Origin of the sequence: Halomonas sp. 72, assembly GCF_052379785.1 — a bacterium.
Lineage (GTDB): Bacteria > Pseudomonadota > Gammaproteobacteria > Pseudomonadales > Halomonadaceae > Vreelandella > Vreelandella citrativorans.
Genome location: NZ_JBQSYY010000001.1, coordinates 19,984 through 42,476 on the forward strand (window position 1 = coordinate 19,984; position 22,493 = coordinate 42,476).

General features: G+C 55.2%; 15 protein-coding genes. 5 read left to right on the forward strand and 10 right to left on the reverse strand.

All coding sequences use genetic code 11. The annotated features are described in order from the left end of the window. Positions 1-8: 8 nt before the first annotated feature. Entirely contained in the window at positions 9-2,231 is a 2,223-nt protein-coding gene (gene rlmKL, locus ACT3T6_RS00145) for a bifunctional 23S rRNA (guanine(2069)-N(7))-methyltransferase RlmK/23S rRNA (guanine(2445)-N(2))-methyltransferase RlmL (protein WP_193054869.1), read from the reverse strand. 325 nt (positions 2,232-2,556) lie between these two features. On the opposite strand from rlmKL, the gene rmf reads away from it, so the two are divergent. Further along, positions 2,557-2,766: a ribosome modulation factor gene (gene rmf / locus ACT3T6_RS00150; RefSeq protein ID WP_087106179.1), complete on the forward strand. Its 210-nt coding sequence runs from the start codon at positions 2,557-2,559 to the stop codon at positions 2,764-2,766. An 81-nt stretch (positions 2,767-2,847) separates the two neighbouring features. Here the strand turns inward: rmf and ACT3T6_RS00155 are convergent, their stop codons facing one another. From ACT3T6_RS00155 to ACT3T6_RS00175, 5 genes are all read right to left on the reverse strand, one after another. Continuing rightward, a complete protein-coding gene (locus ACT3T6_RS00155; protein WP_193054846.1) occupies positions 2,848-3,861 on the reverse strand; it encodes a quinone-dependent dihydroorotate dehydrogenase in 1,014 nt (337 codons plus the stop codon). A 174-nt stretch (positions 3,862-4,035) separates the two neighbouring features. After that, positions 4,036-8,859, reverse strand: coding sequence for an NAD-glutamate dehydrogenase (locus ACT3T6_RS00160; protein ID WP_193054845.1), 4,824 nt, complete (start codon positions 8,857-8,859; stop codon positions 4,036-4,038). Between the two features lie 139 nt (positions 8,860-8,998). Next, the gene (gene trmA / locus ACT3T6_RS00165) at positions 8,999-10,114 is read right to left on the reverse strand and encodes a tRNA (uridine(54)-C5)-methyltransferase TrmA (RefSeq protein WP_193054844.1); all 1,116 of its coding nucleotides are present in this window, start codon (positions 10,112-10,114) and stop codon (positions 8,999-9,001) included. 80 nt (positions 10,115-10,194) lie between these two features. Then, positions 10,195-10,983 carry a glutamate racemase gene (gene murI, locus ACT3T6_RS00170; protein ID WP_192527792.1) on the reverse strand — a complete coding sequence of 263 codons (789 nt, stop codon included), beginning with the start codon at positions 10,981-10,983 and terminating at the stop codon, positions 10,195-10,197. 113 nt (positions 10,984-11,096) lie between these two features. Beyond that, positions 11,097-11,642: a hemerythrin domain-containing protein gene (locus ACT3T6_RS00175; RefSeq protein WP_193054843.1), complete on the reverse strand. Its 546-nt coding sequence runs from the start codon at positions 11,640-11,642 to the stop codon at positions 11,097-11,099. Positions 11,643-11,946: 304 nt separating this feature from the next. Here ACT3T6_RS00175 and ACT3T6_RS00180 point away from each other — a divergent pair, with 304 nt between their 5' ends. Then, a complete protein-coding gene (locus tag ACT3T6_RS00180; RefSeq protein WP_193054842.1) occupies positions 11,947-13,281 on the forward strand; it encodes a replication-associated recombination protein A in 1,335 nt (444 codons plus the stop codon). Between the two features lie 35 nt (positions 13,282-13,316). Here ACT3T6_RS00180 and lolA read toward each other — a convergent pair whose 3' ends face one another. Then, entirely contained in the window at positions 13,317-13,970 is a 654-nt protein-coding gene (gene lolA / locus ACT3T6_RS00185; protein ID WP_193054841.1) for an outer membrane lipoprotein chaperone LolA, read from the reverse strand. 224 nt (positions 13,971-14,194) lie between these two features. Further along, a complete protein-coding gene (locus ACT3T6_RS00190) occupies positions 14,195-17,437 on the reverse strand; it encodes a DNA translocase FtsK (protein WP_193054840.1) in 3,243 nt (1,080 codons plus the stop codon). Positions 17,438-17,555: 118 nt separating this feature from the next. Here ACT3T6_RS00190 and aat point away from each other — a divergent pair, with 118 nt between their 5' ends. From aat to infA, 3 genes are all read left to right on the forward strand, one after another. Beyond that, a complete protein-coding gene (aat, locus tag ACT3T6_RS00195; protein ID WP_172117178.1) occupies positions 17,556-18,296 on the forward strand; it encodes a leucyl/phenylalanyl-tRNA--protein transferase in 741 nt (246 codons plus the stop codon). 44 nt (positions 18,297-18,340) lie between these two features. Further along, the gene (locus tag ACT3T6_RS00200; protein ID WP_192527797.1) at positions 18,341-19,075 is read left to right on the forward strand and encodes an arginyltransferase; all 735 of its coding nucleotides are present in this window, start codon (positions 18,341-18,343) and stop codon (positions 19,073-19,075) included. 147 nt (positions 19,076-19,222) lie between these two features. After that, positions 19,223-19,441, forward strand: coding sequence for a translation initiation factor IF-1 (gene infA, locus ACT3T6_RS00205; RefSeq protein WP_007111068.1), 219 nt, complete (start codon positions 19,223-19,225; stop codon positions 19,439-19,441). A 135-nt stretch (positions 19,442-19,576) separates the two neighbouring features. Here infA and clpA read toward each other — a convergent pair whose 3' ends face one another. Then, on the reverse strand, positions 19,577-21,850 hold the full coding sequence (clpA, locus tag ACT3T6_RS00210) for an ATP-dependent Clp protease ATP-binding subunit ClpA (RefSeq protein WP_193054839.1): 2,274 nt from the start codon (positions 21,848-21,850) through the stop codon (positions 19,577-19,579). 139 nt (positions 21,851-21,989) lie between these two features. Beyond that, a complete protein-coding gene (gene clpS / locus ACT3T6_RS00215) occupies positions 21,990-22,295 on the reverse strand; it encodes an ATP-dependent Clp protease adapter ClpS (RefSeq protein ID WP_193054868.1) in 306 nt (101 codons plus the stop codon). Positions 22,296-22,493 lie beyond the last annotated feature (198 nt).

Below are 22,493 nucleotides of genomic sequence, written 5' to 3' on the forward strand. Positions count from 1 at the left end.
CTTACGCCCTAGCTGCGGTGACGCAGCAGGAACACGTGATGCATATTGGTGCGCCGCTGAAAGTCAGGGTCGAAGGTACGCGAGGTAATCTCCTCCACCGCAAAACGCTCGCTAAGTGCATCATCAAGCTTGAAGCGACGCTGATTATTCGAGAATACCAGCGTTCCGCCAGGCGCGAGGCGCGCCATAGCCAGTTCTACCAACCGTGGGTGGTCGCGCTGTACGTCGAGCGTATCGCGCATTTTTTTCGAGTTGGAGAACGTCGGCGGATCCATAAAGATCAGGTCAAACTCGGCGTTAGCGGTTTCCAGCCAGCGGAAACAATCATCACGCACTACGCGGTGCAGGCGCAGGTCGAGTTCGTTCAGCGTAAAGTTGTCTTTTGCCCACTCAAGGTAGGTATTGGACATATCCACGCTAACGCTGTCGCTGGCGCCGCCCAGCGCGGCTTGCACCGTGGCCGTGGCGGTATAGCAAAACAGGTTTAAGAAGCGCTTGCCGCTGGCCATTTCACCCAACATGCGGCGCACCGGCCTGTGGTCCAGGAACAGCCCGGTATCCAGGTAGTCACGCAGGTTAACCCACAACCGCGCATCGCCTTCGCGCACGTCAAAACGCTCGCCGCTGGCATCACGCTTTTGGTACTGGGCGGTGCCGGTTTGCCGCTCACGACGCTTGATATACACCTTGCTGGAGTCAACGCCCAACGCATCAGGCAACACTTCCAAGGCGTCAAACAGGCGTTTTTGTGCCTGAGCCGGGTTGATAGAGCTTGGCGCGGCGTACTCTTGAACGTGTACACGGTCACCATAGCGGTCAATCGCCAGCGCAAACTCAGGCATGTCGGCATCATAGAGCCGGCAGCAGGTTTCTCCGCTCTGCTTTAACCATTTTTTGAGGCGCTTCTGGTTTTTGACCAGACGATTGGCAAACATCTGGGCGTTTTCGGACACCGCACGCGACGCTTGCTGTGGAGCAACTTGCGTAGCAGCAGGCGCTTGATCGGTAGGCTGCCCTTCTGCCTGAGCATCATTATTGGCCGTTGACGTGCCGATATCCATCAGCAGCAGCTTGGCATCCAGCGCACCATTTTTTAACGCATACTGCTTGTGCGCGCGCAGCCCCAAACGGTGGCCCAGGTCGGGGTTGCCGGTAAACATTGCCAGCGTCCAACCTGGAAACAGTGCCTTGGCTTTTTCGCCCAGTTGGGCGTAAAGGCGTACCAGTTCGGGAAGTTCCCCCAACCGCTCGCCGTACGGCGGGTTGGTGATCAACAGCCCACTTGTTGCCGTGAGCGTCTCGGGCCGGGTTAGCTGAGCAAGGCTTTGCCCGTGCAGGGTAATCAGCGCTGGAATGCCTGCACGCATCGCGTTGGTTTTCGCCGCAGAAAGAGCTGCTGGGCTTTGGTCAAAGCCCAGCAGCTGCGTTTTACACCGCTTACGGCCAATAGAAGCACGCGCTTCGGCCTCGCGCTTTTGCTCAAGCCAGAGCGCTTCATCGTGCCCGGCCCAGCCCTTGAAGCCAAAGCGTTCGCGGTCCAGGTTAGGCGCCTGGTCGGCGGCCATTAGCGCCGCTTCAATCAGCAGCGTGCCCGCGCCACACAGTGGGTCGATCAACGGCTCGCCAGCCTTGGCTCGCTCGGGCCAGCCCGCGCGTATAAGTAGCGCGGCCGCCAGGTTCTCTTTCAGCGGTGCATGGCCTACATCGCGACGATAGCCGCGGCGATGAAGACTCTCGCCCGAGAGGTCGATACCAATCGTGAGATTCGCCCGATGCAAATGTGCGTACAGGCGCAAGTCGGGCGTTTTAGTATCAATGGATGGCCGCTCTTGCCCGGCAAGCTGCAACGAATCTACCACGCCGTCTTTCACCGTTTGCGCACCAAACCGGGTATGACGAATGTGGTCGCTGCGGCCATGAAAATCTACGGCCAGAGTTTTGCCCACAGCCAAATGCTGGGTCCAGGCAATGTGGGCAACGACATCGCGTAACTGCTCGGGCGTTTCAATCATCGGCTCGCGAACGAGCTGCAGAATGACCCGGTTGGCAAGCCGTGACCACAAGCATACACGGTAGGCGATGGCTTGGCTGGCGGTGAAGTACACGCCTGCCACCGTGGTCTTTCCAGGCGTCGCGCCTAGCGCTGCCAGCTCATCGGCCAGCAGGCCTTCAATGCCTTTCGGGCAGGTCGCCAACAGGTTCAAGGGGGCGTTTTGACTCGTTTCGGTCATAGTCATGGCAGCGCGTAACCGCGCGATATTCCTATATATGGCAAATGTATTTACATCTTATGACAATTTGGGGGTCGACAAGTGCCCCCATCTTGATCTAAGAATAAGAGAGTAGCTACTAAAAACGCATGCGTTGCTTGTCCAGGCCATTTATGACCTATGGCTTGTTTGGGGCGCCGCTTGGTCGGTTCAGCACGTGAGTGCTAGACAAAAGTACCATGCTGGCTGCCTGCTCTTGAGGTTAGCTCTCGAAATAGGAGCCTAACGCCACTAAGGCATAGTGCACTATTTCTTATTAAAGGCTTTCATGAAAAGAGGTTAGCCAATGAAACGACAAAAACGTGACCGCTTCCAGCGGGCTTATGTTCACGGGTACAAAGCGGGTGTTATCGGCCGCTCCCGTGATGAATGTCCCAGTCAAGATGTTAATTTACGCGAGTACTGGATGAGCGGTTGGCGTGAAGGTCGCGGAGACCAATGGGACGGTATGACCGGCGTTTCCGGTATCCACAAGAATCCCATGGTCATGACCTAACCGGTTATAACTTCCTTAATCTACATTTTGGAACATGGAGCCCGCTTAAAAGCGGGCTTTTTAGCATCAAAGCCTCGCGAATTACTGCGTTTTTAGCGCGCTGGCACATTCGTTCACAAGCGCTGGGCCTTGGTAAATTAGGCCTGAATAGAGCTGAACCAAATCAGCCCCCGCCGCGATTTTGGCTTTTGCGGTTTCACCGCTATCAATCCCGCCTACGCCAATAATCGGTAGCGTTGGCAGATGCTGACGCAGCAGACGAATAATCACGTTAGAGGGTTCAAAAACGGGTTTTCCCGAAAGCCCTCCCGCCTCTTCCGCCTGAGGGTCACTCTTGACCGCTTCACGGGAAACGGTCGTGTTGGTCGCGATGACGCCGTCCAGTTCATTGCGAGCAATACTACCGGCCACGAGCGCGACTTCCTCTTCGCTCATATCCGGGGCGATTTTAATAAGTAGCGGTACCTTGCGGTTTGCTTCAGCATCCAGCAACCGGCTACGCTCACGTATTGGCCCTAATAACGCATCCAGTTGCTCACCAAACTGCAGCGTACGCAGCCCCGGCGTATTGGGTGAAGAAATATTCACAGTAATATAATCAGCGACCGGGTGAACGGCATTCAGGCAGGCTACATAGTCCTCCAGGGCGTTTTCAACCGAGGTGGTTAGATTTTTGCCGATGTTAATGCCCACCACGCCTTGATAGCGGCGCTTTTTCACCTGCTCAATTAAGTGCTCAACCCCTTTGTTATTAAACCCAAAGCGGTTAATGATGGCGTTATGGCTCGCCAAACGGAACAAGCGCGGCTTGGCGTTACCCGGCTGCGCCTTGGGCGTCACCGTGCCCACTTCAACAAAACCAAAACCCAGCGCGCCGAGCGCATCCAGGTGATCGGCATTTTTATCAAGCCCCGCAGCAAGCCCCACGCGGTTGGCAAAGCGCAACCCCATCAGCTCAACAGGATCCTCGATTGGCTTGCCCACCCAAGGGCGTATACCGCCCACGCGTTGTAATGTGTCTAACGCCCCCAGCGCCAACCCGTGCGAGGTTTCGGGGTCAATACGAAAGAACAGCGAACGCGCGAGTGAATACATCGACAGAGTCTCTCCAGGAGAATGGGCGGCGCAGAGTATAGCGCATCCTGCCCTTTTAGCGCACCGCGCTCGCGCTTAACCAGAAGCTACGCACAAAAAAACCGTGCCTGAGTTACCTCAGGCACGGTTACTTCTTACAGCAAGTATGCGTTGTGTTAGCGCACGCTTAGGCAGTTATGCCTCGCTATCGCTTTCGGCAAGATCCACCAGTTCGCGTACAGCGACGGCAAACAGCGCAAACCCACCTTCACTACCGCTACGCACCTCATCAATCAAACGGCACCAGCGGCGGTGCAGGTCAGCATGCTGCTCAAGCCACTGGTCCACACGCTCCTGAGTATCGCGGCTACCGGCTTCCAACTTCAGTACGCTGGTGGTTAAGGCCAACTGCTGGCGGTCGATATCATCCCGGAATGTTTCCCGGGCCTGTACCTGCCATGCGTCACGCACTCCCAGCTGCGTTACCTGTTGACTCATCCAGGGAAGCTCCAAACGACTGCCAATTTCGTAAAACACTTCGGCGACGCGCTGGGGCTTCTCATTGGTAACCCGTGCAGCCTGAATGATCCCCAACCCGGCATACAGGCTAGGCGCGGCGGCAACGGTAGATGCCAGCGCTTCCGGCACGCCCGCGTCCTGCAGCTCATCCCGACGCTGGCGCCAGGCATCAAGCTCTTCGCCGCTTAACAGTTCGCCCATCTCTTCTTGCAGCTGCGCCAACCGGGGCGCGAAGTACTCAATGGCATCCTGAGTCGAAAGTCCCATGTGCTGGCGCAGGAACCAGCGTGTCGAGCGGCGGATCAGGCGCATCAGGTCCAGCATCATGGAGTGCTGCACGTCGCTGGGGATCTGGTTATCCAGGTCTTCAATCTGTGCCCAAAGTGACAGCAGGTTGAAGCTATCCCGCGCAATGACATAGTTACGTGCAATATCTGCCCGACCCGCGCCAGTAGAGTCGCGTAGCCGACGGACAAACACGACCCCCATGTGATCAACCAGATCATTCGCGACTTGCGTTGCCACAATTTCACGTTTCAGGCGGTGTTCATACATCTCGGTCTGGTAGCGCTCTGTCAGCACAGACGGGAACAGCCGCTCAAGATGGCGATGGATATACGTATCATCGGGCACATCGGAGGTGATCAGGTCGTCTTTTAGCGTGCTCTTGGCGTAGGAAATCAGTACCGAAAGCTCCGGCAAGCGCATGCCCTGCTGATTGGCGGCACGCTCTTTTAAGGTCTCATCGGTGGGCAGGAACTCAAGCTCACGATCAATCTGCCCGGCAGACTCCAACTCGCTGATAAAGCGGCGGTACGGCCCGATGCCTTGGCATGACAGTATCTCGGAGAGGTCCAGCGCCTGAGCCTGACGGTAGTTATCAAGAATCACCAGGTCAGCAACTTCATCGGTCATTTCTGCTAGCAGGTCGTTGCGCTGCTTGTCGGTCATGTCGCCGCGCTTCACCACATCATCGATCAATATTTTGATATTGACCTCGTGGTCAGAGCAGTTAACGCCACCCGCGTTATCAATAAAGTCAGTGTAAACGCGCACACCTTTGGCGGCGGCTTCCATTCGGCCACGTTGAGTCATCCCCAGGTTGCCGCCTTCGCCCACTACGCGACAGTTAAGGTCTTCGCCATTAATGCGCAGCGCATCGTTAGCTTTATCGCCGACATCGGCATCGGTTTCATCCGAGCTTTTCACGTAGGTGCCGATACCGCCGTTCCAGACCAGGTCGACCTTTGACTGGAGCATGGCGCGAATCAATTCATTCGGCGATAGGCGCTCTTCCTGAATACCAAAGACCTGCTGCATTTCCGGGGTAATCGCGATGGACTTGGCGCTGCGGTTAAAGATACCTCCGCCCTGCGAAATCAGCTCAGCACTGTAATCCTCCCAGCTGGAGCGCGGCAGGTTAAATAGCCTTGTACGCTCGGCAAAGGCCGCATCAGCGTCAGGATTGGGATCGACAAAGATATGCAGATGGTTGAACGCACCCACCAGCTGAATCTTGTCGGAAAGCAGCATGCCGTTACCAAATACGTCGCCCGCCATATCACCAATACCAACGACGCTAAACAGATCCCGCTGGGTATCTACGCCGAGGTTTTTAAAGTGACGTTTAACCGACTGCCAGGCACCACGCGCGGTAATGCCCATTTTCTTATGGTCATACCCGTTCGCCCCGCCGGAGGCAAACGCATCCCCTAGCCAGTGGCCATACTCGATAGAGATTTCGTTGGCGATATCCGAGAACGTTGCCGTTCCTTTATCGGCGGCAACCACCATATAGACATCGTCTTCGTCATGGCGCACCACGTTTTTAGGCGGAACAACGTCGCTGCCATCCAGATTATCGGTCACATCTAACAGCGCACGGATAAACGTTTTATAGCAAGCAATGCCTTCGTTCTGCTTCGTTTCACGGTCAGCATTTTCAGGCATGCGCTTACATACAAAACCACCCTTGGCGCCCACCGGCACGATCACCGCGTTTTTGACCTGCTGCGCTTTTACCAGCCCCAGCACTTCGGTACGGAAATCTTCATGGCGGTCAGACCAGCGCAAACCACCGCGGGCTACTTTGCCACCGCGCAGGTGGACACCTTCCACGCGTGGCGAGCAGACAAAAATCTCGAACATCGGCCGTGGCTTGGGCATTCCGGTGACTTTGGAAGGCTCAAGCTTAAAGGCGATGTAGTCTTTAAAGCGGCCGTCTTCAGCACGCTGGTAGTAGTTGGTGCGCAGAGTTGCCTGAATAAGCTCCATAAAACGACGTAACAGTTGGTCATCGTTTAGGCTGGCAACGGCTTCCAACTGCTCATTAAGCCGCGTGATGCACTCGTCGGTATCGTGTGAGTCCAGCGCAGGATCAAAGCGCAGACGGAACATTTCCACCAGTAACTGAGTAATGGCCGGGTAGTTGGCCAAGGTCGCGGCAATGTAGTTTTGAGACATGCCAAAGCGGATTTGCTTGAGATAACGTGCGTATCCACGCAGCATGGCGACTTCGCGCCAGTCCAGCCCTGCCGCAATAATCAGCCGGTTAAAGGCGTCGTTATCCGCTTCGCTCGCCCAAATACGTTTAAACGCTTCACTGAAGGTTTCGCGCATTTCACCCAGGCTGACATCTTTATTACTGTGCTCAAGCTCAAAGTCGTGAATCCAGTAATGCTGCTGCGGCGCACTAATGTCGTAGGGGCGCTCACTAATAACCCGAAGCCCCAGGTTCTCCATCATGGGCAACACATCAGACAGCGGGATCGGCGAACCACGATGGAAAAGCTTCAGGTTTACGCCACTGCCCTGCTCTTCCAGCGGCCGATAAAGCGACAGCGACAGCGCCTCACCGTTATCCAGTGCCAGCAAGTGCTGTATATCGAATACTGCGGTGCGCGCATTGAAGTCTTCGCGATAGCTTGCCGAGAAGGCGCTTTGGAACTGCTCCATCTGATGATTGGCGCGTTCTTCTCCAAAACCCTCAATCATCGCGGCCATCAGCTCGTCGCGCCAGCTGCGTGCCAGGCGGGCGACCTTGCTTTCCAGGCGTTTAAGGTCGTACTGGCTGGGTGCATCGCCGTTAAAGCGTAGAATCAGTTGAATACGCGCCAGAACCGACTCTGACAAGTAGGTATTAAAATCGCCAAAGTGCGCGTCAAGCTCGTCACACAACAGGTTTTGAATGCGTTGACGCAAATCGGTTGAAAACACATCGCGAGGCACAAACACCAGGCACGAGTAGAACTTGCCACTAACATCGGCACGGATAAACAGGCGTACCTGACGGCGTTCCCGAATATCAAGAATGCCCAGCGCCGTATGCGCTAGTGAATCCGTACTGATCTGGAACAGGTCATCGCGGGGATAAACTTCAAGCACCTGCAGAAGCTGCTTACCGTTATGCCCTTGGGGATTAAACCCGGCGATATCCGAGACAGCTTTTAGTTTACGGCGCAGCAGCGGAATATTGCGCGGCGACTCGTTGTACACCGTCGAGGTGAACAAACCAAAGAAACGACGCTCGCCAATCACATTGCCGTCGTCGTCGTAGCGGTCGACGGTAATATAGTCTGGGTAGGTCGGGCGGTGTACCCGCGAGTGGTGGGCGCTTTTGGCAAACGAGAGTAATTGGGGCACCAATTCATAGTTGCCGTGCTCGTCAATGCCCTCTTCGGCACGAATGCGCTCATCGTAGCGTGGATCGTCCAGGCGGAAGACCCCGAGCACGCTATTCGGGTCGCGCTGCAGTTCATCGCCTTCCAACAGGTATTCGTCATACCCCAGGAAAGTGAAGTTATCTTTAACCAACCATTCTAAAAAGGCGATGGCCTCTTCGTGGTCGTCCGGGTCGATTTGCGGAGGGCAGTTCTTTTCAAGCTCCTGGATCGCAGCGGTGATCTGACGGGTAATCGCGTCGTAGTCATCAACCGCGGTACGTACATCACGCAGTACTTGATAGAGCTTTTTCTCGATATTCGACAGCGCATCAGGGTCCGTATGACGATCAACCTCGATAACGATGAGCGACTCACGCGCCTCTGGTGCGTTGGCATCACGAGGTGAGGTCAGCGTTTGCAGTTGATTCTGCTCATTGCGGGCCACAGCAAATACGGAATTTTGAATCGCATGGACGGTAAGCCCTTGGCGATTCAGCTCAATGCGTATCGAGTCGACCAAAAAAGGCATGTCTTCATGCAGTACCGCCACAAAGGTATGCGTCGACTGCCAACCATGCTCTTCAAAGTCAGGGTTGAAAACGCGTACTTTAGGGCGCTTCGCATCGTGGTGCTGTAGAAACTGCCAAATGGATAATGTGGCGCCGTAAAGATCGTCCAAGCGGCGATCAACAAGATCCTCTAACGGCACGCTCGCGTAAAAACGTCGTGCAAACGCCTCTATCGCCGTTGCTCGCTCCGGTTCCAGCCGCGCTTCCAAGCGCTCAAATAGCTGCTTCAAAAGGTCTTGCCGACTCTCTTCACTCGCAACGTATTGCATCCATCACCTCGACTGCCGGAAAAAACGTGGGACGATAGGCCTTTAGGCCAATATAACGACTAGCTTACGCCACCCTGGATCATCACTCTATCCATCTGGCATGTTCTTCATGGTATATACCTCTTTCGCATTATGCGCCCTATTGACCATCCTCGCGCCGCGTGAGCCATACGCCACATTCACAATGGTCGGTGAATGGAAACTGGTCAAATAGTGCAAAGCGTTCTATCTGGTGCGTTTTAGTGAGCAGCGCCAGGTTTTCGGCAAGTGTTGCTGGGTTACATGAAATATAGACGATCTGGTCGTATTCACTGATTTGCTGGCAGCTCTGCGCGTCCAGCCCAGCTCGGGGCGGGTCAACCAGCACCGTGGAGAAGCGATATTCGTCCAATGCCATTTCAGCCACGCGCCGCCCGCCTTTTTCGCCTTTAAGCGCCAGCGCAAACTCTTCGGCTGACATACGGGCTACATGAGCATTGGTGATCTTGTTGGCTTCAAGGTTGACGTTAGCGCTGGCGACCGACGTGCGCGAAATTTCAGTGGCCAGTACGCGCCGAAAATTATCGGCCAGGGCGATGGTGAAATTGCCGTTGCCACAGTAAAGCTCGACGAGGTCTTCATCCTGACGTCCAGCCGTCACTTCTCGCGCCCAGCTCAGCATCGTTTGGCAGATATGCGCATTGGGCTGGGTAAAGCTGTTTTCGACCTGCTGATAGTCAAGCGAGCGCCCATCAACCGTTAAACGCTCCCACACGTGGTCACGGGTAAGCACCAGGCGCTGCTTGCGTGAGCGGCCAATGATCATAATGCCAAGCTCGGCTTCCAGGGCGCGTGCTTCTTGCTCCCAAGCGTCACCTAGCGGGCGGTGGTAAATCAGCGTGACCAGCGCCTCGCCTGACAGCGTGGTGAGAAACTCCACCTGGAATAGGCGCCGACGCAGTTCGTCACTGGCCAGAAACGCCTCGCGTAGACGCGGCATTAGCGCATTGATGGACTCGCTTGCGACGTCAAACTGATCAAGCCGCACGACCTGCTTGTTTTTAGGGTCGGCTGGGTCGACCTCAAACATGGCGTAGTAAAGATCATCGCCTTCATGCCAGATACGAAACTCACAGCGCTGGCGATAGTGACTGGGCGGTGAGGCAAAGACCTCAAGTGCGGGCGGATTAAACACCGCAAAAGTGCTTTCCAGGTAAGCACGCTTCTCGGCAAGCTGCTCGTCATAACGTTCGAGTTGTATCACGGGGATAGCCAAGTCGGCGCCTCTTTTTTCATAAACGGTATTAATATCAATGCTAATAGCAGTCGTGTCGGCTCAGGCTGAAAATACGCGCCCTAAGCGCTTAACGCCAACCGGCCAGGAACAGAAAATCCAAACTGCGCAAAGCCTGGGCTTAGCGCATCGGCAGAAGCCGTGGTAAAAAATCGGCCATCTTGCCCTTTTTTTAACGGCGGCGCGATCTGGCCGACGCGCCGAGCGATAGCATCACCGGAGTCAATCCAATTCACGGGTGTGGGGGCGAGTGCTTCAAGCCAGGGCTTTAACAGGGGGAAATGCGTACAGCCCAGCACAACGGTATCCACTGGTGGCTGAGTGCTCGACGTTTGCCAAAGCGGCGCCAGGGCTTGCTGAAGCCGTTGGCGGTCTGGCTGGCCGCCGCCAAGTAGCGCCTCGGCTTCCAGCACCAGCGCATCGGCGGCTACCCGGGTAATGAGGCAGTCGCTGGCAAAGTTTTCAATCAACTTTTGCGTGTAGGGCCTACCCACAGTAGCGCGAGTAGCCAGTAGGCCAATATGGCGTGTTTGGCTAATGGCGGCGGCGGGTTTAATGGCGGGTACCGTGCCGACCACAGGGATCGTCAGGGCGTTGCGCAAACCATCCAGCGCGAGTGTGCTGGCCGTATTGCAGGCAACGACCAGCACGCTTGGCTGGCAGGCCTGAACGGCGGCCTGGCAAACCGACACGATACGCGCTGAAAGCGTTACGTCATCACGTAGCCCATAAGGCATCCACGCGTTATCGCAGGCGTAGCACATCGCCGTATCAGGATAATACTGACGCAGTGACCGGGCGACCGAAAGCCCACCCACGCCTGAGTCAAAAATCAGCACGGGGCCAGCCATTACTGCCCCTTTGCCGTTTGCTTTGATAAGTACACCTGCTTCTCCATCAGCCGCTCATTCACGGGGCGCTAGTTTAACACGCCCCGCTGGCAGCCAAAGGAACGCTCTACTGATTAGATCGCGGGTATGTCCGCACCGCGTAGTTCAGCGTAAAGCTCTGGGTAAGCCTGTTGCAGGCGCTCAAGCTCCTGCTCAGCGCCTTCTGGTAGCGCGTGCAGCAGCTCTTGCATATCTTCCTCACTAAAATATTGATCAATAAGAGGGAAAAGACCTTCTCGCTCCTGGCGTAGATACGCCCTATGCGCCTCAAGGTAAGCTTTTAAATCCTCGGCAAAACGATCCATCGGCAGGATGTTGTCCATCAGAATCGTATCGATGTTGTCGGACAAAAGTTGAAGGCGCGGCTTAAGCTCAAGATAATCGCTGGTCATTTTCTCCATTAATTCCAGGTGCTCGGGCGCTTGGGTTTCCAAACGATCAACGCATATACGCTCTAACGGTGCCGCGAAACCTTCCATGTAAGACAAAATGTAATCCACGACTTCACGCATCAGCTGGAAATTGGGCCGCTCACCCTGAGCCAGGGTCTTTTGTTTAAGCTGCAAGACATGAAGCATTCGTGCCATGTTGGCATGATCTAGACGCAGTTGGTTTAACATCGTGCCGTCTCCTTTGTGGTGTCATGCCTCCCGCCTTAACTCTGAAGTGGCGTTGGGCACGCAATCATAAGCGGGTATTACTACACTACGCCTATGGGCGATGGCTAAGCGCTATCGTCATGTAGGTACCGCTACGTATTATGGTTAGATGTCACCATGCGCTTAAGGCGCCACCCTGACAAGCATATCGTTTGTATCAGTTTTTATGGAAGCTATGCAAAAGGTAGTCGGGCAATACGCCATTTGCCATACGTTCTTATGATTACCTCATTACTCAACGTCTCGATTTACAACGGAAGTTTACATGGATCTTTTCGACTCTCAGCGTGCAACACCCAGCGATGACGCGCCGTTGGCGTATCGGATGCGCCCGCAGACGCTTGATGACTACGTCGGCCAGCAAGCGTTGGTGGGTCACGACAAGCCGCTTCGTCGCATGGCCGAAGCAGGCCTGGTACGCTCAATGATTTTGTGGGGGCCTCCAGGCGTTGGCAAAACAACGCTGGCCGAGCTACTCGCGCGCGCATCCAGCGCACATCTGGAGCATTTAAGCGCGGTGATGGCAGGCGTTAAAGAGATACGCGCCGTGGTTGAGCGCGCCCAGCAGCATGCCTCACCGGTGATTCTGTTTCTGGATGAGATCCATCGCTTAAACAAGAGCCAGCAGGATGCCTTGCTGCCTCACGTAGAGTCGGGGCTGCTAACCCTGATTGGCGCCACCACGGAGAACCCCTCCTTCGAGGTCAACTCTGCCCTGCTATCTCGCGCTCGAGTTTACGTTTTGAAGGCACTCTCGCAAGAGGAGCTGATAGCCGTCATGCGCCAAGCGCTGACTGACGAGCAGCGCGGCCTTGGCAAACGTGCGATTGTTGTGGAGGGCGATGTGCTTGCTGCCCTGGCGCACGCAAGTGCGGGCGATGCCCGGCGCGCATTGGGACTTTTAGAAACCGCCTGTGACTTTACCCAGCCAGAGAATGACCAGGAGGTGCTTCACATGTCGGTATTGGCAGACGTTATTGGCCATCAGGCAAGCGCATTTGATAAGCAGGGCGACGCTTATTACGACCTACTCTCAGCGATTCATAAATCCATACGCTCTTCACGCCCTGACGCAGCGTTACTTTATATGGCGCGCTTTATTCAGGGCGGCGGTGATCCTTTGGATGTGGTTCGTAGGCTTAGCGCCATTGCGTCAGAAGATGTTGGTAATGCCGACCCACGTGCGCTTCCGTTGGTGATAGCGGCCTGGGACGCCTACCTTCGTTTGGGGGACTACGAAGGCCAGCGTGCCATTGCCCATGCAGCCATCCATTTGGCCGTGGCGCCCAAAAGCAACCGAATTGACCGCGCCTGGAACGCTGCAAAACAGTACGCGCGTCAGCAGCCTCAAATAGAGGTACCCACTTATTTACGCAATGCGCCCACCAGGCTCATGGAGCAGCTAGGCCATGGCGAAGGCTACCGCTACGCGCATAACGAGCCTGATGGCTATCCCGCGGGTAGCGCTCACGACTGCTGGCCAGAGGATTTGCCAAAAGCGCGCTTTTTTGAGCCTAGCCAGTTTGGCCAGGAGAAGCGCTTCGGCGAGATAATGGCCTGGCGGGAAAATCGTGACCAGGAAGCAGATCAGGCGCCCTAAGGCGCCTGATCAATCACGGGTAAACCGCCGACGTTTTAGAGCTCTTCACGAATAACGTCGGTGCCTTCCGGAATTTCGAAGTTAAACAGGCCACGGTCAATGGACCCGTTCTGGGTGATATCGCTAAACCGAATAAGCGTTTTTTGACCAGTGCTGTCCATCATCCAAAGTTCAGTGAGCGTGTCATTGTCAAACACCATGCTCAACTCTTCAAACAGCGTGTCTGCCGAGCTTGGGATCAGCGTAAACACATCTTCACCGCTCTCCTGCTCATACACCACATCATAACTTGCCGTCAGGTCATTGATACTGCCAGAGAGCAGAAGCGCAGGCGTGTGCGTTACGCGGTCATCCATCGGCTGCACCGTTACCTGCTCAAGGTCCGGATCGTAGAGATAAACATCGTTGCCGTCGGACACGACGACCTGCGTATAAGGCGCTTCGACTTCCCAACGCAACATGCCTGGGCGTGAGAGCCACATTTCGCCACGCGCACTTTGCAAACGCTGGCCACTACCATCAAGAATCTGCTGTTCAAAGGTCGCCTGATAGCTTTCCAGGGGCTCCAGGCGCTCGGTTAAACGCTCAGCGGCATCATTGGCCCATGCAGCGGGGGTAGCAAACGTCAATCCAAGAGCGGCCGCGGCCAATGACAAGGGTGACGAAAGCAGAGTTTGCGTGTCGCGCATAGTGTTCTCCCTGGGCATACGTTGTCGAGTTGAATAGACCTACGCTGCCGGATTGAAGCTGATAAAAGTAGTACAGATGAACCAGTACAGATAAGCCAATGCTGAGGACTTTCAACAACGTCCATGTGATTCTTCAGACGCGAAACGCGCCACGGGGTTTCATCCGCGGCGCGATTTTCACGCTTCTTGCACGATTACTAAATGCAGAATTACTAATTGCGGCATTAATGCCCCACCGGCGGTGGTGCTAATACTTCGCGGGCGCCGTTGCTGCCCATGGCAGAAACGATCTGTGCCGCCTCCATGGCATCGACCAGGCGCGCGGCTCGGTTGTAACCAATCTTAAAGCGCCGCTGTACCGCAGAAATCGAGGCTTTTTTGGTTTCGGTCACAAACTGAACCGCTTCATCATACAGTGCGTCCTGTTCAGCATCGTCGCCGTCACTGCCTTCTGCCTCAAGCCCTGTTAGCGCATCAGCCGAGACGCCGCCCGATAAAATTTCCTCAATGTATTCAGGGGTACCGCGGCGCTTCCAATCCTCAACCACACGGTGCACTTCGTCATCATCAACAAACGCGCCATGCACTCGATTAGGCGGACCGGAGCCCGCAGGCAAATACAGCATGTCGCCATGACCCAGTAGGCTTTCAGCGCCGCCCTGGTCCAAAATCGTACGAGAATCGATCCGTGAAGAGACCTGAAATGCCATGCGCGAAGGTATATTCGCCTTGATCAAGCCCGTTACCACGTCCACCGAGGGGCGCTGGGTGGCCAGGATCAGGTGAATACCGGCTGCCCGCGCTTTTTGCGCCAGGCGGGCAATCAGCTCTTCCACCTTTTTGCCGACGATCATAAACATGTCGGCAAATTCATCGATGACCACCACGATATAGGGCAACTTCTCAAGCACTGGGGGCGTTTGGTGCATTTCCCAGGGTTGCGGCTCCCAAAGCGGATCGGCTACCTGAGCACCTGCGCGCTCGGCTTCATCCAGTCGGCCGTTAAAGCCAGCAATATTACGAACGCCCATGGCCGCCATCAGCTTATAGCGGCGCTCCATTTCAGCGACACACCAACGCAGGCTATTGGCGGCCTCTTTCATATCGGTCACGACCGGCGCCAGCAGATGCGGGATACCGTCGTAGACTGAAAGCTCCAGCATCTTAGGGTCCACCATGATGAGCTTAAGCTCATCTGGCGTGGCTTTCAGCAGCATCGAAATCAGCATTGCGTTAACGCCTACTGATTTACCTGAGCCGGTGGTGCCCGCCACCAGCAGGTGGGGCATCTTGCCGAGGTTGGCAATCACAGGCCCGCCACCGATATCCTGGCCAAGCGCCATGGTCAGCGGTGAGGTTTCCTGCTGGTAGCGCTCGGAGTCGATGACTTCACGCAGACGAATCATTGCCCGATGCGGGTTGGGAATTTCGATCCCCACGGTAGGCCGCCCAGGAATCACCTCAACCACGCGCACGCTTTTTACCATTAGCGAGCGGGCCAGGTCTTTGGAAAGATTGCTGATTTTGGACGCTTTCACCCCTGCCGCTGGCCTGATTTCAAATCGCGTGATGACGGGGCCAGGCCATGTATCGACTACTTCTGCTTTTACGCCATATTCACGCAGCCGCACTTCCAGCAGTTCTGCCATATCGGCCAGCTGTTCGTCTGTGTAGTTCGGCTGATGCGGCTCAGCGGGCGTTAGCAGTTGAAGGCTGGGCACATCGCCTTCCGGTTCTGGCAATGTCTCAAAAGCAGGCCGCTGATTTTGCAGGTGCTCAACCGTCCAGAGCGTCGGCCCGCTGTCGGCTTCATTGACCACGCTATCCGCAGAGAAGGTCGGCTCATGACGTGCAGTGTTGGCGGGCAAAGGCGTAGGGCTAAGCAAGGGCTCATCTTCATCCTCTTCCCATACCGGCTCAGGAACGACTTCAGGCACCCGCTCACGGCGGGGCTCAGTATATGAAGGCGTAGCGGTAAGTGAAGGCTCACTTTGAGGCGCCACCTCAGGCTGATCAAACGCGCTTAGCCTGGGTTCGCTTAACTTAGGCTCAGGGCGCAGAGGCGTGTCTTCCTGAACCGCCTGCTCTTTCTCATCCCAGCCATCGTACTGCCACTCCTCCGTTCTCAAGCCCTCTGTTTTCACATCATCTAGCTCGCTGCTCTGCTCATCGTCTCGCGCTTCCTCGGCGTCCTCTTCTTGACGGAAGAAGTGCGAGACAGCAGGCACCGCAGCATCGTCTTCACGAGAAGCGCGTAACGACATCGGCTCTTCAGACGTTGATGATTCAACCGCTGGCGCAGCGTCGCTGTCAGGCGTGGGCTCTGGGATGACCTCAGGTTGACGCGCTTTGGGTGGCTCTGAATTGAATCCAGAAGTGCGATCAGCGTTGATCGATACTGGCTCATCACTCTGCACTGTTGCGGGGCTCACTGCCTCAGGCGTTGGCGCTTGCGCGGGTTCTGGTGCTGCTTCTGGCTGTGGTACAGCGTCAGGCTCAGTGGCCGTTACCACTGCAGGCTTGGTCTGTGTTTCGGCAGCCGTCGTTGCCGCTGAAAAAGCGCTCGCTGCCCAAGGAATCGACGTATCGTTTGTGGTCGCCTCAGGCGTTTCTTGCGCGGCAGACGGTGCCGAGAACTCGGGCTCGCGACGTTCACGATGTGTATCGCGGCTGGTTTTGGCTTTAGGTGCTCGTGGAGGCTCTTCCGCTTTTGGCGCAGGCTTTAAAGAGGCGCGCAGCGCAGCGCGCTCGCGGCGTTTCTCACGGCTTTTTTCCCGGCGGGCACTCAACCAGCCACCAATACGGCATAAGCGGCGACCTACTTCATCCGCCACCCGCAGCCAGGACGTACCGCTAAACAGCGGGAAGCCAATCAGTATCAAGGCCGCAGCGATTAGTCCCACACCACCACTGCCGACCAGTGGTTTGAGGGTGTTGACCAACCCTTCCCCCAAAATACCGCCGGAGGCATAGGGTAAAATGCTGCCAGGGTGATAAAAGTGCAGCGCTCCCAGCATGGTCGTGCCAAACATCAACAGCACCAGGCCGCCAGCATGCACGGCAACCGCCACGGGGTCGAACTCAAAGCGCACCTGGCGCGAGCGCATTAGCCACCATGCGGTAAAGCCAAACATACCCGGCCACCACAAAGCACTAGCCCCCAGCAACGAATACAGGACATCCGCAAGCCAAGCGCCGACCGGCCCCATCCAGTTGCGAACGTCCGTTTCAGGCCCCTGGTAAGACCAACCAGGATCTTCCGGGTGATAACTAAATAGTGCTAATAATAAAAAAACGCACAGCGCCAGCAGTACCACTACTACGCCTTCACGCACCGAGCCTTGTAAGCGCAGACCGAACCGGCGAGCTTTATCTTTCGCGGCTTTAACCCGCGCAGAAGAGGCCGAAGATGGTGCTTGACGCGAATTACGCTGCGTTCGCTTGTCTACCGCCTTATTCACTTTCAAGCGATTCTCCCTTTACACCTCAATGGTGTCTTTAATCCACTTGCGAGTTTGCATCATACCGAGCATCCTTGCGCCGTCACAGAGCTTCTCATCAAGTGCTCAGTAACAGGAGCAAGTAATGCTACCTTGGCTTTCTTCGCCATTCCCAACCTTTCCGCCTACCCGCATTGCCATGGACTCGCCCAATGGGCTGCTGGCAGCAGGTGGCGAGCTTTCTCCGCGCTGGCTGGTGGAAGCGTACCGGCGCGGTATTTTCCCATGGTACAGCGATGACGACCCCATTTTATGGTGGAGCCCCGATCCGCGCATGGTACTACGCCCTGAGCAGTTCAAGCTGCGGCGTAGCTTAGCAAAACGACTGCGCAATGGGGGCTTTAACATCACCGTTAATCAACAGTTTGAACACGTCATTAATGCCTGTGCTGCGCCACGCGATGAAGACGCAGGCACCTGGATCACCGTTGATATGTACAATGCCTACGTAGCGCTTCACCGTCTAGGGATTGCACACAGTATCGAGGTCCATCACGCCGGCCAATTGGTAGGTGGCCTTTATGGTTTAGCGATGGGACCGGTATTTTTCGGCGAATCGATGTTTTCGAACATCGCCGATGCCTCCAAAGTGGCCCTTGCTCACCTGGCGGGCGCTATGCAGGCACATGGCGGCAAGTTGATTGATTGCCAAATGCACACACCGCACCTTGCAAGCATGGGTGCGACAACAGTCGCCCGAGAGACGTTCATCAACTATCTTGAACAGTGGTTGCCCGAAGCGGCGTTTAATGTGTCATCACATGAGGCATTGTCAGTGCCTGCATCCCCCTGGCTAGAAGCGGTATCGCGCTATAACACCCCGTGATGCTGGCTGGGTTGGGTTGGGTTAATTTATCAAGGAGGCAAGCTTTGAGTAGTAATACTCCGCGTCGGCCGGTGCGGGATCTGCGCTTCTTCCTTACCGTGCCTCATGCCTGTAGCTATTTACCCGGCAAAGAAGCGACAACGCTTTTTCTTGATCCGCAAGAGTCTCCCGTTCGGGGCGTATATGACTCGCTGGCGCTACTCGGGTTTCGGCGCAGCGGTCGGCATCTCTACCGGCCCCACTGTGAAAACTGTAATGCCTGCCAGTCCGTGCGTATTCCTGTGGAGCCCTTTGCGCCCAACCGCTCCCAGCGCAAGGTGTGGCGACGGAACGCAGATATCACCACTCGCGTCGTTCCTGCACGCTATGAGGCGCGACACTATGAGCTCTATGCACACTATATTCGCCATCGCCATGCCGATGGTGACATGTACCCACCCAATCGTGAACAGTACCGCACGTTTTTAACTCTGGAGGAGCCGTATGCCTACCTGCTGGAGATGTATGCAGGCTCGGAGCTGGTGGCCGTATCGGCATTTGACCAGCTAGAGCATGGTCTTTCAGCCATTTACACGTTTTTTGGCGTTGGCGATGCCCTAGACAGGCGCTCTTTAGGCACCCTTGCTATCCTTCAGCTCATTGCGCTGACGCGTGAAAAAGGCCTATCCCACCTGTATTTAGGGTACTGGATCGAAGAGTGTCGTAAAATGCGCTACAAGCAGGATTTTTCTCCCATTGAAGTACTGGATGGGCGTTATTGGCGACCCTTGATTCGCTAAAGCCAGCAAATTAAGCCAGCTTTTTTGCCTTGACGACGGGCTTACGGCACAATATAGCGCTGTTTCTTAAGTGTCAGCCTTCTGGCCCTTAAAACCTGAAACGGTTTTGGTTTGCTAACTACGTTAAATAAGTGAGGATCTGCCTATATGGCACGCGAAGATCATATTGAAATGGAAGGTGTTATCGTTGATACCCTTCCCAACACCATGTTCCGTGTTGAGCTTGAGAACGGTCACGTTGTAACCGCTCATATCTCCGGCAAAATGCGTAAAAACTATATCCGCATTCTGACGGGCGATAAAGTGAAAGTGGAACTAACGCCGTACGATCTTTCCAAAGGCCGCATTGTCTACCGTTCGCGCTAAGCCTTTATAACGCCTTTTCAGCCAGCACGCAGTACGGCGCCGTTACCTGTATACGACAACGCCCCGTCGAAGACAGGGCGCTGTGCATTACGGTATGATTAGGCGCTACGCATTAAGGCGATCTTAGCGCCCTTTTCAGGGCGCATCCGCCATCTCAGTCTCGGTGGAGAGATGCAGCTCCCCCTCCTCCAGACTGACATGCACAATACCGCCATTATCGGCCAACTCGCCAAACAGAATCATTTCAGCAAGCGGCTTTTTCAGCTTCTCTTGAATCAAGCGCGCCATGGGGCGAGCCCCCATATCCGGATCGTAACCTTTCTCGGCTAACCAGTCCCGGGCCGCATCATCAACCTCAAGCTGTACACGTTTCTCGTCCAGCTGCGCCTGCAGTTCAATCAAGAACTTGTCGACCACGTTACGCACAACAGTCGTCGGTAACGCATGGAACTGAATGATACCGTCCAAGCGGTTACGGAACTCCGGCGAGAACGTACGGCGGATAACTTCCATCGCATCGGTTGAGTGATCCTGGCTTTGGAAACCGATAGAGCGACGCGAGGCCTGCTCGGCACCTGCGTTAGAGGTCATGATGACAATAACATGGCGGAAGTCAGCTTCACGTCCGTTGTTATCGGTCAGGCGGCCATGATCCATTACCTGCAGCAGCAGGTTAAAGACTTCCGGGTGCGCTTTCTCAATCTCATCCAACAACAGTACGCAGTGCGGTTGCTTGGTCACTGCTTCGGTTAACAGCCCACCCTGGTCATACCCGACATAGCCGGGAGGCGCACCGATCAAGCGCGATACGGTGTGACGCTCCATGTATTCCGACATATCAAAGCGCACAAGCTCGATACCCATGATATGGGCAAGCTGCTTGGCCACTTCAGTTTTACCCACACCCGTCGGCCCAGCAAACAGGAAGCTACCTACCGGCTTATCGGGCGATTTAAGCCCTGCGCGCGAAAGCTTGATAGCGGCAGAGAGCGTATCAATGGCTTCGTCCTGCCCGAACACCAGCATTTTCAGGTCACGATCGAGCTTCTCAAGCAGCTTGCGGTCCGAGCTTGAAACGCTCTTCGGCGGAATGCGCGCGATAGAGGCCACAATGGCTTCCACCTGCTCTACATCAATGGTGTTTTTGCGTACCTCAGGGGGTAATAGCCGCTGGTGAGCGCCCGCCTCGTCAATGACGTCAATGGCCTTATCCGGCAAATGACGATCATTGATGTAACGATCGGCCAAACGTGCCGCGCTTTCCAGCGCACCATCGGTGTACTTAAGCTCGTGGTGCTCTTCAAAGCGAGAGCGCAATCCTTTAAGAATCTTGATCGTATCGTCAACCGAGGGCGCGAGTACGTCGACTTTCTGGAAGCGTCGCGCCAATGCACGATCTTTTTCAAAAATACCGCGAAATTCCTGGAACGTCGTGGAGCCAATACAGCGCAGCTCGCCCGAGGAGAGCAGCGGTTTCAGCAGGTTAGAGGCATCCATTACGCCACCGGACGCGGCACCCGCACCGATAATCGTATGAATCTCATCAATAAACAGCACGGCATTGGGCTGCTTGCGTAGCTCGCTCAGCAGGCTTTTTAGACGTTTTTCAAAATCGCCACGGTATTTGGTTCCGGCAAGCAGCGCGCCCATATCCAGCGAATAAACTACGGCGTCTGCAATAACGTCCGGAACGTCTTCTTCAACGATACGCTTGGCAAGGCCTTCAGCCACAGCGGTCTTGCCTACGCCAGCCTCGCCGACTAGCAGCGGGTTGTTTTTACGCCGACGCGCCAGAATCTGCACAACGCGTTCAAGTTCGTGGTCACGGCCAATCAACGGGTCAATTTTGCCCAGGCGGGCCTGCTCGTTCAGGTTAGTGGCATACCCGGTCAACGGATGTGCACCACCTTCACTTGCGCCCTCTTCGACCTCCTCACCCTCTTGCGATGATGACGGCGCCTCGCCATGGCCTGCTACTTTGGAAATACCGTGGGCGATGTAGTTAACCGCATCGACACGAGCAACGCTTTGCTGCTTGAGGAAATAGACCGCTTGGCTTTCCTGCTCAGAAAAAATGGCCACCAATACATTGGCGCCGGTAACTTCGCTTTTGCCTGACGACTGAACATGGAAAACCGCCCGCTGTAGCACACGCTGAAAACCAAGCGTTGGCTGCGTTTCACGGTCCCCATGGCCTTCGGGAATAAGCGGTGTGGTTGAATTAATAAAATCCTGCAGATCGGACCGCAGCTTGTCGAGGTTTGCCCCACACGCTTTTAAGACATCAACTGCTGAGGCATTGTCCAGCAACGCTAACAGTAGGTGCTCAACGGTCATGAACTCGTGGCGCTTTGAACGGGCCACGGTAAAAGCCGTGTTCAGGGTCAGTTCAAGTTCTTTGCTCAGCATGGCAGTCCCCTTTTCGCTACTACCTAGGGCATTTCGCCACCTAGGACTTGCGTCGGATCAATTTAGTCGACCGGCACTTTCAACATCGGGTACAAATGGCAGGGTTGCAAGCCTCACCGACAAATTTTTATCAACCCTTTCAATTTGCGGCTTCAATATCACTCATTAACGGGTGTTCGCATTCACGTGCATACTCATTAACCTGATGGCATTTGGTCTCGGCAATGTCTCGTGTAAAAACACCACAGGTCGCTTTTCCTTGGGTATGCACCGCCAGCATTGTTTGCACCGCTTTTTCGCTATCCATACTGAAAAATTCTTGCAGTACTTCAATAACAAAATCCATGGGCGTGTAGTCGTCGTTATGCAGCACGACTTTGTATAGAGGCGGTTGTGCTAAAGCGGGCTCAGCAGACTGAGTCGTTACATCCCCATCATCAGGCATTTCAGGCCGCGTCATGCCGGCCATCGCATATGACATTGCGGTTACATCAACCGTCGTCATACCGAACATTGTCATATCAAACATTGGAATAGACATAGATCGCACTGTTGGTTCTCTCAAGACGCATAAAACGACCTAGTCGAAACGACTCCACCTTTGCAGCCGCAAGGGTAACCCGTCAAAGACTATGACGCTTAA